The organism is Nibrella saemangeumensis (assembly GCF_039541915.1).
GTDB lineage: Bacteria > Bacteroidota > Bacteroidia > Cytophagales > Spirosomataceae > Nibrella > Nibrella saemangeumensis.
This window is the reverse complement of sequence record NZ_BAABHD010000005.1, coordinates 469,919-486,669: the sequence shown is the minus strand read 5'-3', so window position 1 is coordinate 486,669 and position 16,751 is coordinate 469,919. Positions and strand designations below refer to the sequence as shown.

The following is a 16,751-nucleotide window of genomic DNA, read 5'->3' as shown; positions in this document are numbered from 1 at the left end:
TTACATGGACCGTATGGCGTTTACAATCTGAAGCGATAACAACTCCTCAATAAATACCAGGAACATCGATGTTACCACCGACGCGTTGGCTGCCTTACCCACACCTTCTGTTCCTTTTGACGAATTGTAGCCCTTGTAGCAGCCGACCATCCCGATGGTGAACCCGAACACAAAGGCTTTGATGATGGAAGCAAACACATCCAGAAAGGTAATTGCCCCAAAAACCTGTTCGACATACGAGGCAAAACTGGTTTGCTCATTCTGGTTTACATTAATATAAGCTCCCATCAAGGCGACGAACATGGTATACAGCGTCAGCGTAGGAATCATGAAGGTTGTAGCCAGTACCCGGCTAACGACCAGGAATTTGTATGGATTTGTGGCCGAAACCTCCATCGCATCAATCTGTTCCGTTACTTTCATCGACCCCAGCTCGGCCCCCATGTTGGAGCCTACCCGGCCGGCCGCAATCAGCGCTGTTACCAGCGGAGCCAGGGCCCGCACAATGGCAATAGCAATCAGCGCGGGCAGCCACGAAACGGCCCCGAACTCCGCCAGTGACGGACGAGACTGGTTGGTAAATACAATGCCGGTAATAAAACCCGTTAGCGAAATCAGCGGCAGCGATTGAACCCCTACCTCATAACATTGCTTAACAATTTCTTTGAACTCATAGGGGGGGACGAAGACCTCCCGGAAGAACCGGACGATGAACTGAAACACTTCGTTCATCTCCATAAACAGATTATCCAGCCGTCGGGATAAAACGTATTTCCGGGGTTCAGCCTCGTCGGTTTTTATATGGTTAGTATCCATTCAGATTGCTGTATTGTAGCTTTAGCGTGTCCTGACTCCTCTAGTACTCAGGTATTCCAGCTACCAGATTATATCAGTACATGACAGACAATCCTATTAACTCAAATTGTTATGACAGGGTTAATTTTATTAGGGAAACCTTACCAAAGAGTGAAAGAGCGAAAGAATGAAAGAGCGATTAGCTTCGCCAACTTTTCACTCTTCCGCTCTTTGATTTCAGGCTCGCTGCTGCTTGCGGCCTCCGCGCCGGTTCTCACCTTTGGCGGCTGTACCTTCTTTGCGCCGGCCGCTGCCGCTGCTGTCCCGCGAGCGCTTCGACTGGCCGTTGCTGTTGTCGCTGCCGCGACGGCTTTTACGGCCCCGTTCTGAGCCGGGCAGCAGGTGCTTGGCGTGGTCATCGACCAGCCAGAAGTCAATGCTCCGGCGGCCGAGATTGGTTTCTTTGACTTTTACCGTTATGGCATCGCCGAAGGTATAGAACTTCTTGGTGCGACGGCCTACCAGGCGGTAATTGTCTTTGTCGAACTCGTAGAAGTCGTCGGTCAGGTCGTTCATACGCACCAGGCCCTCGCAGCTATTCTCGGTAATTTCCACGAAAATGCCGAAGTCGGTGACGCCGGAGATGATCCCTTCAAACGTGCGGGTCGGGTCCATGCGGCTCATAAACTCCACCTGCTTGTACTTGATCGACGCCCGCTCGGCTTCGGTAGCCATCCGCTCACGCTCCGACGAGTGCTTCGATTTGGCTTCGTATTCCTCCCGGTCGGCCGACTTGCCCTTATCGAGGTAATGCTGCAGCAGCCGGTGCGCCATCATGTCCGGGTAGCGCCGGATGGGTGACGTAAAGTGCGAATACCGCTTGAACGCCAGACCAAAATGGCCGATGTCTTCGGTGCTGTACCGCGCCTTCGCCATTGTCCGTACCGCCAGTTGTTGCAGCATATTCTGCTCCGGTTTGCCCTCCAGGTTCTCAATCATGTTGTTGAGGGAACTCGACAGGTGCGCTTCATCAACTTTAATCTTGTAACCAAAGCGTTTGACAAACTCGGCAAATACCTGAAGCCTGGCTTCGTCGGGACCTTCGTGTACCCGGTACACCATGGTATTTGGTTCGGTGCCTTTGGAAAGGCCGTGGACAAATTCAGCCACCTGCTTATTGGCCAGCAGCATGAATTCTTCAATGAGCTTATGGGCGTCCTGCCGTATTTTCGGGTGTACCGACAGCGGCACGCCGTTTTCGTCCAGCTTAAACCGCACCTCCACCGTTTCAAAGTTGATGGCGCCCTTGCTGAAACGCTCGTCGCGTAATTTAAGCGCCAGGCTGTTCAGCAACTGTAACTCTTCCACATAGTCGCCAACACCCATATCCATAATTTCCTGCGCTTCTTCATAGGCGAACCGCCGGTCGGAGTGGATAATCGTGCGGCCAAACCATTCTTTAACAATTTTAGCCTCCGGCGTCAACTCAAACACAGCCGAAAAGGTTAGCTTATCTTCGTGCGGACGCAGTGAACACAGGTTGTTCGATAGCTTCTCGGGCAGCATCGGCACCACACGGTCTACCAGGTAGACGGAGGTGGCCCGCTTGTAGGCTTCCTCTTCCAGCAGAGTACCCGGCCGTACGTAGTGAGTTACGTCGGCGATGTGTACCCCAATTTCGTAGTTGCCGTTCTCCAGCATCTGCACCGACAGCGCATCGTCGAAGTCCTTGGCATCAACCGGGTCAATGGTAAACGTGGTTACCTCGCGGAAATCCCGGCGCCTGGCCAGGTCTTTCTTACTGATTTTGGTCGGAATGGCCTCGGCCTCCTTCTCAATTGCTTCGGGGAAGGTGATGGGCAGGCCAAACTCCGCCAGAATGGCGTGCATCTCGGTATTATTCTGACCAGCAGGGCCTAATACCGTAATAACCTCGCCCTCGAAGCGGTTCTTCCGCTCATCCGGAAATTTGGTGAGCCGTACAATGACCTTGTCGCCATCTTTAGCCCCACCCAGTTTCTCCTTCGCAATGTGAATATCTTCGTACAGCTTTTTGCTGTCGGGTACCACAAAGCCATAGGTTGCCCAAACCTGAATACGACCTACTACCTCGGTGCGACCCCGGTCGACAATCTCCGTTACGCGGCCTTCGACACGGCGGCCCCGGTTGCCCGAGTCGCTGAAGGTCATCACCCGCACGCGGTCACCGTCAATCGCGCCGGCCAATTCTTCGGTCGGTACATAGATGTCTGTCTCCCGGTCACCATCAGGGGTTATCACAAAGGCAAACTTCTGATTGACATGGTCAACGACGCCTTCAATGGTACCAGCTTCTTCGTTGGCCTGATAGCTGCCGTTTTCAAGGCGGGTGAGACGTCCCTCCTCCACCAGTTCGCCAATGAGGCCGTGGATGATGAGTTTCATCTTGCGGTCGCCTACGTCGAAATGCTCCAGCACGTCGGCCTGCGTGAATGAATCTTTGTTGTTAATCTCAAAAAATGCCGCTACATCGGCCTTCAGTTCGTCCAGAAACTTGTTTGCGGACTGCAACGAGGAGTTCTCGCGGTGGGATTTCGGACTATGTTTTTCTCTTGGTTTATTTCTATTGTTTCTCATGGTATATGCCTGACTTTTCAGGCTTCATCAATCTGTGTAAATGATGTGGTTTTCTTCTAATAAAGGCGCTCCGGTCATGCGCAGGTAAACCTGCGTCAGCATAACAATGGAGTCCTGCGTGTACTGGCGGATACGATTCATGTCGTTTTCACCGTAGTACACTAAATTGACTTGCTCTTCGGTCAGGTCGAGCGGTTTGGCCGGTACGTCCAGAATGGCCGCCAGCAGGTCGAGCGGCACAAAATGGCTCCGCTCACCAAAGCGCCAGTTTTCGAGGGTGTCCTGGTGCGGCACTTCCCACGGTTTGCGCCCCGACAGTTGCAGGGTCTGCGGCAGCTTAAAGCCGTGAACCATCATCCGGCGGCACAGGAACGGGTAGTCAAACTCTTTGCCGTTGTGGGCGCACAGCACCAAATCGTTCGGTGAGTACCGATTGATAATATGGATAAACTCTCGCAGCAGCGAAAGTTCATTATCATGGTCGAGGATTTTTACTTTAAGGTGAAGCTGCTCTTCGTCGTTCCAGTATAGTCCACCGATGCCGACGCAGACAATCCGGCCAAATTCGGCATAGTATGAGGCCCGGCGGTCGTACCATTCGGCCGGACTCATCCCTTCATCGTCGCGGTAATACCGGATCTTCTGCTCCCACTGCTGCTGCAGACGCGGGTGAACCTGATCGAAGGACGCTTCGGCGGCTACAGTCTTTACATCAATGAACAGCAGATTTTTAAACTTTTTCTTAACACTGGCGGAAGCTTGCATAGGGTTTAGGATAGAGTGACACGGTTACTCGTGCAAAATCCCCTCCAATCCTAACGCTGCGACCCGTACCAGGTTTTGCTCGGTGATGCTGTCCGGGACGAATATAAATTTTTTGTCGAAGATCTGGTTACCTATAAAGTAACTCACCCAATATTCATTATTCAGGTGGAACACATCGGGCATAATTGTCTCTATAATTTGATGCTCGCCGGGTTGCAACTCCGTAAAATAATGCCGCAGGGTAGAGGTCTTTTGCTGCTGGTCTTCCTGATAACCATAGCCTTTGGATGTGACAAAGACATTGGTAATTTTAACGTTGTTCTGATTAATCAGGAACACCCGCCAATCATATTCGTTGATATCGTTCAATTGCCGGGCTACGACTACCTGTACGCCCTCAACCGGCAAAAAATTGATGTCTTTCTTCATTCAATAGCATGTATGCTGAGGTATACTATTGTTCTAATTCAACGTCCCTCAGTTAAGTTTAGTCAACAGTAAACGCTTAAACGGCTTCGGCTTTTATGGCCTCTACCAAACTCATCTCAAACAAATCAGCCAGGTGCCGGCGGACCCGGCCCGCTACCTCCTGTAACGCTATTTCACGGCCGAGTTCCTGCGCCAGTGAGGTAACGGCTTTATCGCTGATGCCGCAGGGCACAATATGATCAAAATAGCTCAGGTCGGTATTTACGTTTAACGCAAAGCCGTGCATAGTTACCCAGCGACTGGCTTTTACACCCATCGCGCAGATTTTGCGCGGATTTTGCTGCTGGTCGTAATCCAGCCAGACACCCGTCAGGCCCGGAATGCGTCCGGCGTCAAGACCATAATCGGCTAAAGTCCGGATAATGGCCTCTTCCAGTAGACGCATATACCGGTGAATATCCGTGAAAAAGTTATCCAGATCCAGAATTGGGTAGCCCACCAGCTGCCCCGGCCCGTGGTAGGTAATATCACCACCTCGATTAATTTTATAATAGGTAGCGCCGATGGCCCGCAGAAAATTGTCATTGGCCAGCAGGTGACTTTCCTTACCGCTTTTGCCCAGCGTGTACACATGCGGGTGCTCACAGAACAGCAGGTAGTTGGGAGTTGGTTGCTGCTGGTTGTCCGCTACCCCCCGATTGTCCAGTTTCTTCGCCACTATCTCGGCAAACAACTGTTCCTGATAGTTCCAGGCAGTCTGGTAATCAATTCTGCCTAACTCCTGAACCTGAACTTGTTTATTACAGCAAACATTCATTTCTCTACGGCGAAACCATTAGCCGCTCATACCGGGAGCAACTGCTCTGATAACACAAAGAATAAGGGTATTCGTTCGGGTTTTGACATATGGCGGGAATTAAGATGCCTGTGCAGGTAACGGGAATTACCTACAAACGTCTAAACTACATGGCAGAACATAACGAAACCGGCAAGCAGGGCGAGGAGGAAGCCGCCCGCTACCTGCAACAGAAAGGCTATGAGGTGGTATACCGTAACTTCCGCTACCAGCACGCAGAAATTGACCTCATTGCCAGAAAAGGCAAGCTTATGGTTTTTGCGGAAGTAAAAACCCGCCGGAACCTGAGCTTTGGTAATCCTGAAGAGTTTGTCTCTTCAACCAAAGCCCGGTTGGTCATGCGGGTAGCTGAACATTATATCTTCACCAAAGATTGGCGTTACGATGTACGCTTTGACGTAATTGCCATCACGTTAAAAGACGATGAGGTGCTGGTCAAGCATATTGAGGATGCTTTTTGGTAGTATTTGTCGACAGGTCCGGCAATTCAATCGTCTCCAGCAGTTGCTCTTCCAGCATATCGGCCCAAGCTCTGAGGTACGTTACCACGTCGTTGCGCTGGTTGTGGCGCAGAAACCGCTTTTCGAGCGGGAAGCGGGCCAGCACCTGCTTATTTGATAACTTCTCCAGATTTTTGAGGTCCTCAAGCGACAGACCGGCGTTCACCATTTCGCTTATGACCAGGTCAATCGGCATCCGGCTGGTGGGGCAGTAGTCCTGTACCTGCTCATTCCAATCGCCGTAGCGCTGCATGGCATAGGCGTGAATCTGGTCTTTAGTCAACTTCGTCAACTCCTGGGCCAGGTTACCGCAGTTGCAGCCGCCCATATGGCCCCACTGGTAAGGGGCCCCTTCGCTGAGTTTGCGCGCCGTCCGACGCAGCGCGTCAATTAATTCAGGATTCGGTCGTGCCATAATTCATTAGTTTTAGGTATTCCGGCGTTATATAATCAGATTCTCATCCAGGTCATAACCGGTACCCTCATTTTATGGTTTGTACAAAGGATAATACGTTACCTACTCAACGGTTCGTCTATTGCTTTTGTTTCTCGTTGAAAAAGAGGTACTTTAGGGTATAGAAATATAGTTGTTTTTTAGCAGAAACGCATGCGGTTATTTACGTTGCTGATGGTCTTAGCTGTCTGCACGGCCTTTCGGTTTACCGTACAGCAAAGCGGTAGTGGCTATGACCCGTATCGGTTGTATACGGTCGAGCAACTTCGGCAGGATTTTGGTGTGCTGCGAAAAACCCTGGAAGACCGGCATCCAAGCATTTACCGGTACTCGTCCCGCGAGGAGATGAACCGGCATTTCGACGACGTATACCGCCAGCTGAACCGCCCCATGACTGAAACGGCGTTCGGCGATCTGCTCCGGCCGCTCATTGTACAAATCCGGTGCGGCCACACCGACCTACAGGAGTCCCTTTCCTATCGTCGCTGGCGCAGCAAGCCTAAGCCGGAGTGGCTGCCGTTTGAAATGGTTCTTGCCAACAACCGGCTGTACATCGGCCGCAACCGCAGTACCGATTCGACGCTGGTGCCGGGAACCGAGGTGGTGAAGCTTGGCAATTATCCGGTGTCGGAGGTGGTTACCTTTGCCAAAAACCGCTGGCCTTCGGACGGGTACAACGAGACGTTCAAAGACTACTTTCTGGAACTGTATTTTCTGGAAGAAATCTACTGGAAGCATTTCGACGGCCGGTCGCCCTGGACACTCACCGTGCGGGATACCACCGGCTGCGAGCGGATAACAACTATCCAGCGACGGCCTAGAATAAATGGTACTGACTTAAATCCGGTACCGTTTAACGCGAATGTATCAACCGAAAAAATTGATAGATTCACGAAAGCAATGCGGAAAATACGAAAGAGTGGACCGCAGAAACTAGACCATGATGAGGTTAAGTTACAATTGATGCGCTCGTTGCATTTTCCGGCCAGCGACTCCTCCGTGGCTATTCTGATCATCAACGGATTTAGCTACGAGAAGCACGAGTCGTTCCACCGCGATGTCTTTCGCACCTTAAAGCAAGCCCGCACCCGCAGCCTGATTATAGACCTGCGCCAGAACATGGGCGGTAACGCCGAAATCGGTGCCGACCTGATGGCCTACCTCGTCGACTCCACCTTCCGGCAGGTTGATCGTGCCGAGTGCCGGGTACGAAAGCCGAATGCCTGGGCCTATTTCGACCGGAAAGAAAAGCGACTCCTGCGGCAGAATTTTCGCTATCTGGGCAAGGGTAATGACCGGTACTTATTTGGAAAATCGAATGTAGGCTGGATGGAGCCTGTCAATGAATATACCTTTAAAGGGAACGTATACGTGCTGACCAGCGGCCGTACGTTCTCGGCAGCCTCTATTTTTGCGGCCAGCCTTAAAGCACAGCGGCCAGTTAAGCTAATCGGGCAGGAGACGGGCGGGGGAGAAGCCGGCTGCAACGGTGGTATCATCCAGACGCTAACCCTACCCAATACGAGGCTTAGGGTGCGTTTCCCGATTTTCTGGATTGCCACAGCCACACGCCAGCCGGACCGAGGGCGAGGAGTCATGCCCGATATTCCGGTCACCTACGGCGTCTGGGACCGAATTCGCCAGCGCGACCTGGAGGTAGAACGGGCGCTGAAGCTCGCCGTTGAAGACCAGGGCGCTACCGTACGAAAATAAAAAAGCCGGCTATTAACCGACTTTTCGCTTATCGAACCAATTCCATCAGATCTTTATCATTTACCTCTTTCCGCACATCGGCCAGGTCGAGAAAGCGTCTGTAAATACCGTCGAGCGTTGGCTTGTCGTATTTGTAGCCTAACAGTTCCAGCCGGTGTTTCAGAGCGTGGCGGCCGCTGCGGGCCGTCAGCACAATGGATGATTTGGGTACGCCAACCTCATGCGGGTTCATGATTTCGTAGGTGTCGGCATGCTTCAGGAAGCCGTCCTGGTGAATACCCGACGAGTGCGCAAACGCATTGCGGCCAACAATAGCTTTGTTCGCCTGCACCGGCATCCGCATCATCTGAGACACCAACTGGCTGACCGGGAACAGACGGGTGCTATCCACACCCGTTACAAACCCCAAGTCTTTATGCACTTTCATCGCCATGACTATTTCTTCCAGCGATGTATTACCAGCTCTTTCGCCAATGCCATTGATAGTCACCTCCACCTGCCGGGCACCATTCATGATACCAGCCAACGAGTTAGCGGTAGCCAGCCCGAGGTCATTATGGCAGTGAATCGAGATAATGGCTTTGTCGACATTCGGCACGTGGTCGTAAATGTATTTTATCCTTTCGCCATACTGTTGGGGCAGGCAGTAGCCGGTTGTATCCGGAATATTCACGACTGTGGCACCGGCGGCAATCACACTCTCTACCAACCGGGCCAGGAACTCCAGGTCGGCGCGGCCGGCATCTTCGGCGTAAAACTCCACGTCATCCACCAGGTTGCGGGCGTGTCTGACGGCATCAACGGCCTGTTCCAGAATCTTCTCGCGGGTACTGTTGAATTTATTCCGGATATGGATGTCCGAGGAGCCGATACCGGTATGAATACGACCACGTTTAGCTAGTTTCAGCGCGTCAGCGGCTGCGTCGATATCGGCCTTAACGGCACGGGATAGTGCACAGACCGTCGGTTCGGTTACGGCTTTGGAAATTTCGACCACCGACCGGAAGTCGCCCGGACTAGACACGGGAAAGCCGGCTTCAATGATATCAACCCCCAGGCGCTCCAGTTCCCTGGCCACTACAACCTTTTCTTCGGTAGTTAACTGGCAGCCTGGCACTTGTTCGCCATCGCGCAGGGTTGTGTCGAAAATATAAACTCGCTGGCTCATAATCGTAGCGTTAGTCGTTCAGTTTGTCTTTAAGATAAGTCAGGTGACGGTAGTGATAGGAATTCAGGGCTTCTTCCATTTGTATCCTATCAAATGACACCCGTTCAAGCATTCTGATTAGCGTTTCTTTTAAAGGAGTTAGTTGATTTTGGACCACATCAAATGTTCTTTCCGGGTCAACTCCCCGATAGTCGTGGGCCAAATAATTACGCATTGCAATTATTCGCTGCCAAGGCACATCTGGAAATTCTGCTCTAAGTGCATCATCCAGCTTTTTAGCCTCTTCGCCCATTACCTGCGAAGATGAATAGTTGCATTGTAGTTTATCTGGTCCTGATATTCTACGAATTGTAAATGGTCAGTTAAGCCGTCGGTATACACTCTGCATTTCTCAATCAGTTAATGTATGTCAGATTACGGCTATTGTACATAGATTAAATCCTTGCGCATCTCATACGCTATAAGAGGGTTAATCCACCTTGCATTTACTAAATCAATACGCTTAATTTTGAGAATACCCTTTAAATATTCTTCAAGGTCCATTACCTGAAATAACCCTAATAAAGTCCCTTCCTGCATCTCATAGAATAAGTCAAGGTCACTCTCTTCCGATTGCTCGTTGCGTGCGTAACTACCAAAAACTCCAAGTCGATCAATACCATATTTCGACTTGAGAAGGGGGAGCTGTGTATGCAAGGTTTTCAAAAGGTCTTCCTTACTCATGGTGTATTTTTAAAGGCAGGCTAGCAGCTGTTCACCCATGGCCTGCGTTCCCAGTACCTTGTCGGCTGGGGTGTTGGCATCGGCAATATCGCGGGTGCGGTAGCCGGCTTTCAACACCTGGTCAACGGCACTTACTACGGCTTCAGCTTCTTCTTTTAAACCAAAGGAGATGTCGAGCATTAAAGCCGCCGACAGTACCGAGGCCAGCGGATTAGCTACGCCCTTGCCGGTAATATCGTGGGCTGACCCGTGAATCGGCTCGTACAGACCCGTTGAATCCCCGACCGACGCCGACGCTAACATACCCATGGAACCGGCAATCTGCGAAGCCTCATCGGTCAGGATATCGCCGAACAGGTTACCCGTTACCACCACGTCGAACCGGCGTGGGTCTTTGATGAGCAGCATAGCTGCCGCGTCAATAAACTGGTGTTCCACTTCCACTTCCGGGTAGCGTTTAGCGACCTCCTGAACGACTTCGCGCCATAATCTGGACGACTCCAGTACGTTGGCTTTATCGACGGAGCAAACCTTCTTCCGACGCGTCATGGCGGCATCAAATGCTTTTACCGCAATGCGCTCAATCTCGTAGCGGCTGTAAATCATCGTGTCATAGGCGGTGCTTCCTTCATCTTTGCGACCTCTTTCGCCAAAATACACATCGCCTGTCAGTTCACGGAAAAACAGGATGTCGGCTCCCTGCAGAAATTCCGGTTTGATGCTTGATGCCTGAAGCAGCTCATCAAACAGTTTGATGGGACGCAGGTTCGCGTAAAGACCCAGAGCTTTCCGAATGCCCAGCAGCCCCTGCTCCGGACGAACCTTAGCCGACGGGTCATTGTCGTATTTTGGGTGGCCAACTGCGCCGAACAGGATAGCGTCCGAGGCTTTTGACTTCTCAATGGTTTCCTCCGGCAGCGGATTGCCCGTCGCTTCAATGGCTACGTGGCCAATTAAGGCTTCATCATACGTGAACTCGTGACCAAACTTTTCGGCAATGCGATTCAGGACCTGTTTGCCAACGGCTGTCACTTCCTGACCAATGCCGTCGCCGGCTATAACAACGATGTGTTTCTTCATTTTTCGATTGAGTGATTGAGTGAAGGAGTGATTGAGTGGAAATGTCCCCCAACTACTTATTCGCTCAATGCTATGCGTGGGTTAATTCTAATAGAATAATTTCTTCTTTCAAGCTGATGAAGTAGTTGACTGTCTGCTTTGCGTTAAACAGTATCACAAGTTTATCCATGACTCACTTTGCGTAGTTACGCATTCTGATTTGTATGGTATCCCCTGTTTTTTCGGCTACTATCACAAAAGGGGTATCGACCACTAATTCAGTATTACTTACTGCTTCTAAAGTTGGTAAATGTAGTCTCCCAAGCAGATGGCCCGGCCAAAGGCGAATTATACCAATGAACGGTTTCTTATGGACAAATGCCAGTTTACCAAAATCGCTGTCCTGAGTAAGAATTACTCTTAACTCCTGATAGGCCCATTCCAACACTTTCACGTCAGATGCGCCAGTCAAACCAGCTTGTTCAACACTTACAACATCACAACCTCTCTCAAGCAAGTAGTCAAGCAAAACAGGGCTAATATTCTCATCAGATAGCAGCCTTAAATCGTTTAATTGCATCAGGCTACAGACTTGACCTCAATCACTATTTCATCGCGAAGTACAGATACTGCATATAAAACAGCCTCCTGTACAGCCTCTGGTGATAACTTAGGAAACTCTTGCACAATGTCAGTTATAGAAGCACCATTGGCTATTGTTTCAAGTATTAGTTCAACACTTATGCGAGTGCCTTTAATGCAAGGTTTGCCTCCAAGAATTTCCGGGTCGGAATGAATATGTTTTAACTTCATAAGGCAAAAAACTATATCAAAAACTCAAACAAATCCGGCTTGTCGTTCAGGTACTCGAACTGAAGCTTTAGGCTACGCATCCGGTCCAGCAGCGGCTCAAAATCACTTTTGTGCTTTAGCTCAATGCCTACTAAGGCCGGTCCGCGCTCGCGGTTTGTTTTCTTCGAGTACTCAAACAATGTAATGTCATCCGTTGGACCAAGTACGTCGTTCAGGAACTCGCGGAAGGCACCGGCCCGCTGTGGGAAGCGAACAATGAAGTAGTGCTTCAATCCTTCGTACAGCAGCGAACGCTCCTTGATTTCTTCGGTCCGCGTAATGTCGTTATTACCACCACCAACCAGACACACGACGTTTTTGCCTTTGATCTCCTCTTTCAGGAAATCCAGTGCGGCAATCGTCAGAGCACCGGCTGGTTCGGCTACTATGGCCTCTTCGTTGTACAGTTGCAGGATAGTGGTACAGACTTTGCCTTCCGGAATCAGCACAACTTTTTCCAGATACCGGCGGCAAACCTCAAACGTTAGCTCACCAACCCGCTTGACGGCGGCACCATCCACAAACTTGTCAATCTCATCCAGCGTCACCACGTGGCCGGTCTCCAGCGCTACCTGCATAGACGGTGAGCCGAGCGGTTCTACACCAATCAGTTTGGTCTTCGGGCTTAACTGCCGGAAGATAGTTGAGACCCCCGACGCCAGACCGCCACCGCCGATGGCCATCAGCAGATAATCAATCTTAAAATCAGCATCTTTGAATATCTCCAGGCCTACCGTACCTTGTCCTTCTATCACCTGAAGGTCGTCGAAGGGGTGAACAAAGGTGCTGTCCTGGGTATTTACGTATTCAATGGCGGCATGGTAGGCGTCATCGTAGGTGTCGCCAATCAGCACCACCTCCACGTATTCCTTACCGAACATCCGTACCTGACGCACCTTCTGGGCGGGTGTTGTTGTCGGCATAAAGATGGTGCCTTTTACCCCCATTTTGCGGCAGGCATACGCCAAACCCTGCGCGTGGTTACCCGCACTGGCACAGACTACCCCCTTGTCCAGGGCTTCTTTCGGCAGGCTGCACATTTTGTTGTACGCCCCCCGGATTTTATACGATCGTACAACCTGTAAGTCCTCCCGCTTCAGAAAGACATTGGCACCATATTTTTCCGACAGATGCAGGTTTTCCTGCAATGGCGTATGCGTAGCGACACCACGCAACCGTTCGGCCGCCAGGTAGATATTGTCTACTTCCGGAAAAGGAATCTGCTTGTCTGTCTCTACCACCGTACCTGTGCTCATTTTGCTTTTCATTCACTACGTCGATGAAGGTTTGTTTCCGTAAAGTTACAAAATCTTCATCCCCCTTTTAAGAAGGGAACCTATCCGAAAACAGGTTGTGTGGGAAGGTATCAGGAGCTTACCTGATACCTTCCTTTATATTAGCTCCGCTCCGGACGCAGACTACGGACCGCGGTACCTGCCTTCCACATTTCCGATTCGCGAAGTTCTTTCAGTTCTTCTTCCAGCTTCTCCCGGTAATCAGACTGCGAATTGCGGGTAATAGAAATTTCCGCCTGCTCACCTGATTTTACCGAGTTGTATAGTCTCTCGAATACGGGCTTGGTCGCATCGCGGAAAGGCTTCCACCAGTCCAAAGCACCCCGCTGAGCAGTAGTGGAGCAGTTGGCGTACATCCAGTCCATACCGTTTTCGGCTACCAGGGGCATCAGCGACTGTGTTAACTCTTCAACCGTTTCGTTGAACGCTTCAGATGGTGAGTGGCCGTTGGCGCGTAGCACTTCGTACTGAGCGGCAAAGATGCCTTGAATCGCACCCATCAGCGTACCGCGCTCACCGGTCAGGTCTGAGGTAACTTCTTTGTAAAAATCAGTCTCGAACAGGTAGCCTGAGCCAACCCCGATACCCATAGCGATACACTTCTCACGAGCGTGGCCGGAAGCATCCTGATAAATAGCGAAGCTAGAGTTCAAGCCCTTCCCCTCTACAAACAAACGGCGGAGACTAGTCCCTGAACCTTTGGGCGCTACCAGGAATACGTCTACATCAGCCGGCGGTATAATGCCTGTCTTTTCTTTATAGGTTACACCGAAGCCGTGTGAGAAGTAGAGTGATTTACCGGGTTTCAGGTAGCTTTTAACAGTTGGCCACAATTCAATCTGGGCGGCATCTGATAGCAGGAAGCAAATAATGGTGCCCCGCTCCAGCGCTTCTTCAATTTCAAAAAGCGTTTCACCGGGTACCCAGCCGTCCTGAACGGCCTTATCGTATGTTTTGCCTTTACGCTGGCCTACAATGACGTTAAAGCCGTTGTCGCGCATGTTGAGCGACTGACCCGGACCCTGAACGCCGTAGCCGATCACGGCAATTACTTCGTCTTTGAGTACTTCTCTGGCTTTTTCAAGAGGGAATTCTTCGCGGGTCACTACGTTTTCTTCTACACCGCCGAAGTTGATTGTTGCCATGATTGACTGGATTTTGTGATTATTAAGGTGGTTACTATAATTTACAGGTAATATTCCCATTCCACGTCGGGCAGGTACTCGACCAGCCCTTTCTCTGTCTTCCCGACGGCTACGCGGCCCGAGCGCACAAACTCAAGGATGCCGTGCGGTTTGATGTAGTTGAAAAAGTCGAAAATCTCTTTTTCCGACCCCCCTTTCTCAATGACGACATAGTCGAGCCCCCAGTACTTCACCCAGGCTTTGTACTCTTTATTGATGGTCTCAATATCGAGCGGTTTGGCTCCCAGCGGAGTGGCTATTTTGTAGAGGGCAATTTCGTTGTAGACGATGTCCTCGTTCAGGTAGCCAAAAACGGCCAAAACTTCCACTATCTTCCGAATCTGCCGGACGAGTTTCTCGACAGCCTCCCGCGACTCATGCTTAATGACGATAGTAAACCGCGAAATGCCCTTCCGCTCCGTCTCGGACACGGTCAGGCTCTCGATGTTGATGCGCCGACGGGTAAAGATGATGGTAATCCGGTTGAGGAGACCGATGGTATTCTCGGTGAATATGCAAATGGTGTACGTGTTCATTACTCTAGTCGTATATCGGCTACGCTGGCACCGGCCGGCACCATGGGGAATACGTTTTCTTCTTTCTCCACAATGATTTCAAGCAGATAAGGCTTGTCGGACAACAGTAGGGTATCCAGCGATGCCGACAGTTCTTCGCGGTGGTTGCAGGTATGGCCGTCAACACCAAAGCCTTTGCCAATGGTAATGAAGTCCGGGTTCTGCAACTCCACAAACGAGTACCGGCGTTCGAAGAATAGCTGCTGCCACTGCCGCACCATGCCCAGGTAATTGTTGTTGAGAATGATAATTTTAACGGGCAGCTTATTCTGCGCAATCGTACCCAGTTCCTGAATGGTCATCTGAAAGCAGCCGTCACCAATAATGGCGATAACCTCGCGGCTCGGGTCACCTACCTTGGCACCAAAGGCTGCGGGCAGGGCGTAACCCATAGTTCCCAGGCCACCGGAGGTAATCATGCTGTGCGGCCGTTTGAACTCGTAAAAGTTGGAGGCCATCATCTGGTGCTGTCCCACATCGGCTACCAGCACCGCTTCGCCGTTGGTCTTTTTTGACAGCAGGTGAATGACCTCGGCCATTTTAATTTTTTCGGTAGATGGGGCCAGCGCTCGTTGATTTACTTTTTCGTCTTCAATCAGGTCGTACTTCCGGAATTCGTTGCGCCAGGCTGAGTGGTCGTTCTGATTAACCAGAGGCAGCAGGCGGATTAAGGCTTCTTTGGCATCACCGATAACCGGTGCGTCGGCTTTTTTGATTTTGTCAATCTCCGACGGGTCAATTTCGATGTGAACAATTTTCGCCTGTTTGGCAAAGCGGGATGCATCGCCCGTTACCCGGTCGTCGAAGCGCATACCGACGGCGATTATCAGGTCGCAGTGGTCGGTCATGACGTTGGAGCCGTAGCTGCCGTGCATGCCCAGCCAGCCGGTATGCAGCGGGTGGTCAGACGCGAACGAGGACTGCCCCAGCAGGGTGGTTGCTACCGGTATACCCGTCTTTTCGACAAAGGTTTTCAGTTCTTTCTCTGCTTTGGCAATCAGAACGCCGTGGCCGGCAAACAGGTACGGGCGCTTGGCTTTGTTAATCAGCTCGGCCGCTTTCTCTAACTGCTCCTGCTTCGGAACCAGTCGTGGACGGTAGCTGATAATACGCTGACAACGCTCATACCGGAACGGCTTCGTCATCAGTTCCTGCTGCGCATTTTTGGTAATATCAATTACCACTGGACCGGGACGGCCGCTTTGGGCTATATAAAATGCTTTTGAAACAATTTCCGGAATTTCATCGGCGCTGGTAATCTGATAATTCCACTTGGTAATGGGCATTGTCACGCCGATGACGTCCGTCTCCTGAAAGGCATCGGTGCCCAACAGTTTCTTACCCACCTGACCGATGAGACACACCATCGGCGTAGAGTCAATTAAGGCATCGGCGATACCGGTCACCAGGTTGGTAGCACCGGGGCCGGAGGTAACCAGACAAACGCCGGCCCGACCGGTGATGCGGGCAAAGCCTTCGGCCGCGTGGGCGGCTCCCTGCTCGTGACGCACCAGAATGTGGTTGATACGGTCCTGGTAGTCGTACAGCGCGTCGTAAACGGGCATGATAGCACCACCGGGGTAGCCGAATATGGTTTCAACGCCTTCTTCTACCAGCGCCTGCATCAGGGCTTCCGCGCCGGTAAAGGTCTTTAGTAGTTCCGAGGCTGGTTTATTGTCGAGTAATGCGCTGGCGGTTGGTTCCATGGCACAAAAGCGTTTACTTTCTTCAGGTTGTTAGTTTGTTGTTACTGTTAGTTTAGGGCTA

Annotated in this window: 18 protein-coding genes; 2 read left to right on the top strand and 16 right to left on the bottom strand. The window is 51.2% G+C overall.

Annotated elements, in window-relative coordinates; genetic code table 11:
* The 5 genes from ABD949_RS04035 to lipB all read right to left on the bottom strand — a co-directional run bounded on the left by ABD949_RS04035 (position 1) and on the right by lipB (position 5,422).
* On the bottom strand, positions 1 to 738 hold the full coding sequence (locus ABD949_RS04035) for an MlaE family ABC transporter permease (protein WP_425576725.1): 738 nt from the start codon (positions 736 to 738) through the stop codon (positions 1 to 3).
* Between the two features lie 294 nt (positions 739 to 1,032).
* Entirely contained in the window at positions 1,033 to 3,411 is a 2,379-nt protein-coding gene (gene rnr, locus ABD949_RS04030) for a ribonuclease R (RefSeq protein ID WP_345240822.1), read from the bottom strand.
* 27 nt (positions 3,412 to 3,438) lie between these two features.
* Positions 3,439 to 4,176 carry a 3'-5' exonuclease gene (locus ABD949_RS04025; protein ID WP_345240820.1) on the bottom strand — a complete coding sequence of 246 codons (738 nt, stop codon included), beginning with the start codon at positions 4,174 to 4,176 and terminating at the stop codon, positions 3,439 to 3,441.
* Between the two features lie 24 nt (positions 4,177 to 4,200).
* Positions 4,201 to 4,605: a hypothetical protein gene (locus tag ABD949_RS04020; protein ID WP_345240818.1), complete on the bottom strand. Its 405-nt coding sequence runs from the start codon at positions 4,603 to 4,605 to the stop codon at positions 4,201 to 4,203.
* A 76-nt stretch (positions 4,606 to 4,681) separates the two neighbouring features.
* On the bottom strand, positions 4,682 to 5,422 hold the full coding sequence (gene lipB / locus ABD949_RS04015; RefSeq protein WP_345240817.1) for a lipoyl(octanoyl) transferase LipB: 741 nt from the start codon (positions 5,420 to 5,422) through the stop codon (positions 4,682 to 4,684).
* Between the two features lie 149 nt (positions 5,423 to 5,571).
* On the opposite strand from lipB, the gene ABD949_RS04010 reads away from it, so the two are divergent.
* Positions 5,572 to 5,925 carry a YraN family protein gene (locus tag ABD949_RS04010; RefSeq protein WP_345240815.1) on the top strand — a complete coding sequence of 118 codons (354 nt, stop codon included), beginning with the start codon at positions 5,572 to 5,574 and terminating at the stop codon, positions 5,923 to 5,925.
* Here ABD949_RS04010 and ABD949_RS04005 read toward each other — a convergent pair.
* Positions 5,897 to 6,376, bottom strand: a complete 480-nt coding sequence (locus ABD949_RS04005) for a hypothetical protein (protein WP_345240813.1) — start codon at positions 6,374 to 6,376, stop codon at positions 5,897 to 5,899. The two genes, ABD949_RS04010 and ABD949_RS04005, sit on opposite strands and share 29 nt — an antisense overlap.
* Positions 6,377 to 6,568: 192 nt before the next feature.
* On the opposite strand from ABD949_RS04005, the gene ABD949_RS04000 reads away from it, so the two are divergent.
* Positions 6,569 to 8,128 (top strand): S41 family peptidase, encoded by a 1,560-nt coding sequence (locus ABD949_RS04000; RefSeq protein ID WP_345240811.1) that lies wholly within the window; start codon positions 6,569 to 6,571, stop codon positions 8,126 to 8,128.
* Positions 8,129 to 8,156: 28 nt separating this feature from the next.
* Here ABD949_RS04000 and ABD949_RS03995 read toward each other — a convergent pair whose 3' ends face one another.
* The 10 genes from ABD949_RS03995 to ilvB all read right to left on the bottom strand — a co-directional run bounded on the left by ABD949_RS03995 (position 8,157) and on the right by ilvB (position 16,690).
* On the bottom strand, positions 8,157 to 9,296 hold the full coding sequence (locus tag ABD949_RS03995) for a 2-isopropylmalate synthase (RefSeq protein ID WP_345240809.1): 1,140 nt from the start codon (positions 9,294 to 9,296) through the stop codon (positions 8,157 to 8,159).
* 10 nt (positions 9,297 to 9,306) lie between these two features.
* Positions 9,307 to 9,588, bottom strand: coding sequence for a HepT-like ribonuclease domain-containing protein (locus ABD949_RS03990; RefSeq protein WP_345240806.1), 282 nt, complete (start codon positions 9,586 to 9,588; stop codon positions 9,307 to 9,309).
* 128 nt (positions 9,589 to 9,716) lie between these two features.
* Positions 9,717 to 10,019, bottom strand: a complete 303-nt coding sequence (locus tag ABD949_RS03985) for a nucleotidyltransferase family protein (RefSeq protein WP_345240804.1) — start codon at positions 10,017 to 10,019, stop codon at positions 9,717 to 9,719.
* Between the two features lie 9 nt (positions 10,020 to 10,028).
* The gene (leuB, locus tag ABD949_RS03980; RefSeq protein WP_345240802.1) at positions 10,029 to 11,099 is read right to left on the bottom strand and encodes a 3-isopropylmalate dehydrogenase; all 1,071 of its coding nucleotides are present in this window, start codon (positions 11,097 to 11,099) and stop codon (positions 10,029 to 10,031) included.
* Positions 11,100 to 11,271: 172 nt separating this feature from the next.
* Positions 11,272 to 11,658: a DUF5615 family PIN-like protein gene (locus ABD949_RS03975; protein ID WP_345240800.1), complete on the bottom strand. Its 387-nt coding sequence runs from the start codon at positions 11,656 to 11,658 to the stop codon at positions 11,272 to 11,274.
* Entirely contained in the window at positions 11,658 to 11,891 is a 234-nt protein-coding gene (locus ABD949_RS03970; protein ID WP_345240799.1) for a DUF433 domain-containing protein, read from the bottom strand. Before ABD949_RS03970 ends, ABD949_RS03975 begins: the two co-directional genes overlap by 1 nt.
* Before the next feature lie 11 nt (positions 11,892 to 11,902).
* Positions 11,903 to 13,198, bottom strand: a complete 1,296-nt coding sequence (gene ilvA / locus ABD949_RS03965) for a threonine ammonia-lyase (RefSeq protein ID WP_345240798.1) — start codon at positions 13,196 to 13,198, stop codon at positions 11,903 to 11,905.
* Between the two features lie 128 nt (positions 13,199 to 13,326).
* Entirely contained in the window at positions 13,327 to 14,370 is a 1,044-nt protein-coding gene (gene ilvC / locus ABD949_RS03960; protein ID WP_345240796.1) for a ketol-acid reductoisomerase, read from the bottom strand.
* A gap of 41 nt (positions 14,371 to 14,411) precedes the next feature.
* On the bottom strand, positions 14,412 to 14,945 hold the full coding sequence (gene ilvN / locus ABD949_RS03955; RefSeq protein WP_345240795.1) for an acetolactate synthase small subunit: 534 nt from the start codon (positions 14,943 to 14,945) through the stop codon (positions 14,412 to 14,414).
* Complete coding sequence (gene ilvB / locus ABD949_RS03950) at positions 14,945 to 16,690, bottom strand: biosynthetic-type acetolactate synthase large subunit (RefSeq protein ID WP_345240794.1); 1,746 nt, start codon at positions 16,688 to 16,690, stop codon at positions 14,945 to 14,947. Before ilvB ends, ilvN begins: the two co-directional genes overlap by 1 nt.
* Between the last annotated feature and the right edge of the window lie 61 nt (positions 16,691 to 16,751).

What these genes read in the sequence shown, in the direction of transcription:
- ilvB (WP_345240794.1), bottom strand. Translation starts at nt 16,690, where the DNA reads ATGGAACCAACCGCCAGCGCATTACTCGACAATAAACCAGCCTCGGAA.
- ABD949_RS04000 (WP_345240811.1), top strand. Translation starts at nt 6,569, where the DNA reads ATGCGGTTATTTACGTTGCTGATGGTCTTAGCTGTCTGCACGGCCTTT.
- ABD949_RS04020 (WP_345240818.1), bottom strand. Translation starts at nt 4,605, where the DNA reads ATGAAGAAAGACATCAATTTTTTGCCGGTTGAGGGCGTACAGGTAGTC.
- ABD949_RS04025 (WP_345240820.1), bottom strand. Translation starts at nt 4,176, where the DNA reads ATGCAAGCTTCCGCCAGTGTTAAGAAAAAGTTTAAAAATCTGCTGTTC.
- ABD949_RS04010 (WP_345240815.1), top strand. Translation starts at nt 5,572, where the DNA reads ATGGCAGAACATAACGAAACCGGCAAGCAGGGCGAGGAGGAAGCCGCC.
- ABD949_RS03985 (WP_345240804.1), bottom strand. Translation starts at nt 10,019, where the DNA reads ATGAGTAAGGAAGACCTTTTGAAAACCTTGCATACACAGCTCCCCCTT.
- ABD949_RS03995 (WP_345240809.1), bottom strand. Translation starts at nt 9,296, where the DNA reads ATGAGCCAGCGAGTTTATATTTTCGACACAACCCTGCGCGATGGCGAA.
- ilvN (WP_345240795.1), bottom strand. Translation starts at nt 14,945, where the DNA reads ATGAACACGTACACCATTTGCATATTCACCGAGAATACCATCGGTCTC.
- ABD949_RS04005 (WP_345240813.1), bottom strand. Translation starts at nt 6,376, where the DNA reads ATGGCACGACCGAATCCTGAATTAATTGACGCGCTGCGTCGGACGGCG.
- ilvC (WP_345240796.1), bottom strand. Translation starts at nt 14,370, where the DNA reads ATGGCAACAATCAACTTCGGCGGTGTAGAAGAAAACGTAGTGACCCGC.
- ABD949_RS03975 (WP_345240800.1), bottom strand. Translation starts at nt 11,658, where the DNA reads ATGCAATTAAACGATTTAAGGCTGCTATCTGATGAGAATATTAGCCCT.
- ABD949_RS03990 (WP_345240806.1), bottom strand. Translation starts at nt 9,588, where the DNA reads ATGGGCGAAGAGGCTAAAAAGCTGGATGATGCACTTAGAGCAGAATTT.
- leuB (WP_345240802.1), bottom strand. Translation starts at nt 11,099, where the DNA reads ATGAAGAAACACATCGTTGTTATAGCCGGCGACGGCATTGGTCAGGAA.
- ilvA (WP_345240798.1), bottom strand. Translation starts at nt 13,198, where the DNA reads ATGAAAAGCAAAATGAGCACAGGTACGGTGGTAGAGACAGACAAGCAG.
- ABD949_RS03970 (WP_345240799.1), bottom strand. Translation starts at nt 11,891, where the DNA reads ATGAAGTTAAAACATATTCATTCCGACCCGGAAATTCTTGGAGGCAAA.
- lipB (WP_345240817.1), bottom strand. Translation starts at nt 5,422, where the DNA reads ATGAATGTTTGCTGTAATAAACAAGTTCAGGTTCAGGAGTTAGGCAGA.
- ABD949_RS04035 (WP_425576725.1), bottom strand. Translation starts at nt 738, where the DNA reads ATGGAGATGAACGAAGTGTTTCAGTTCATCGTCCGGTTCTTCCGGGAG.
- rnr (WP_345240822.1), bottom strand. Translation starts at nt 3,411, where the DNA reads ATGAGAAACAATAGAAATAAACCAAGAGAAAAACATAGTCCGAAATCC.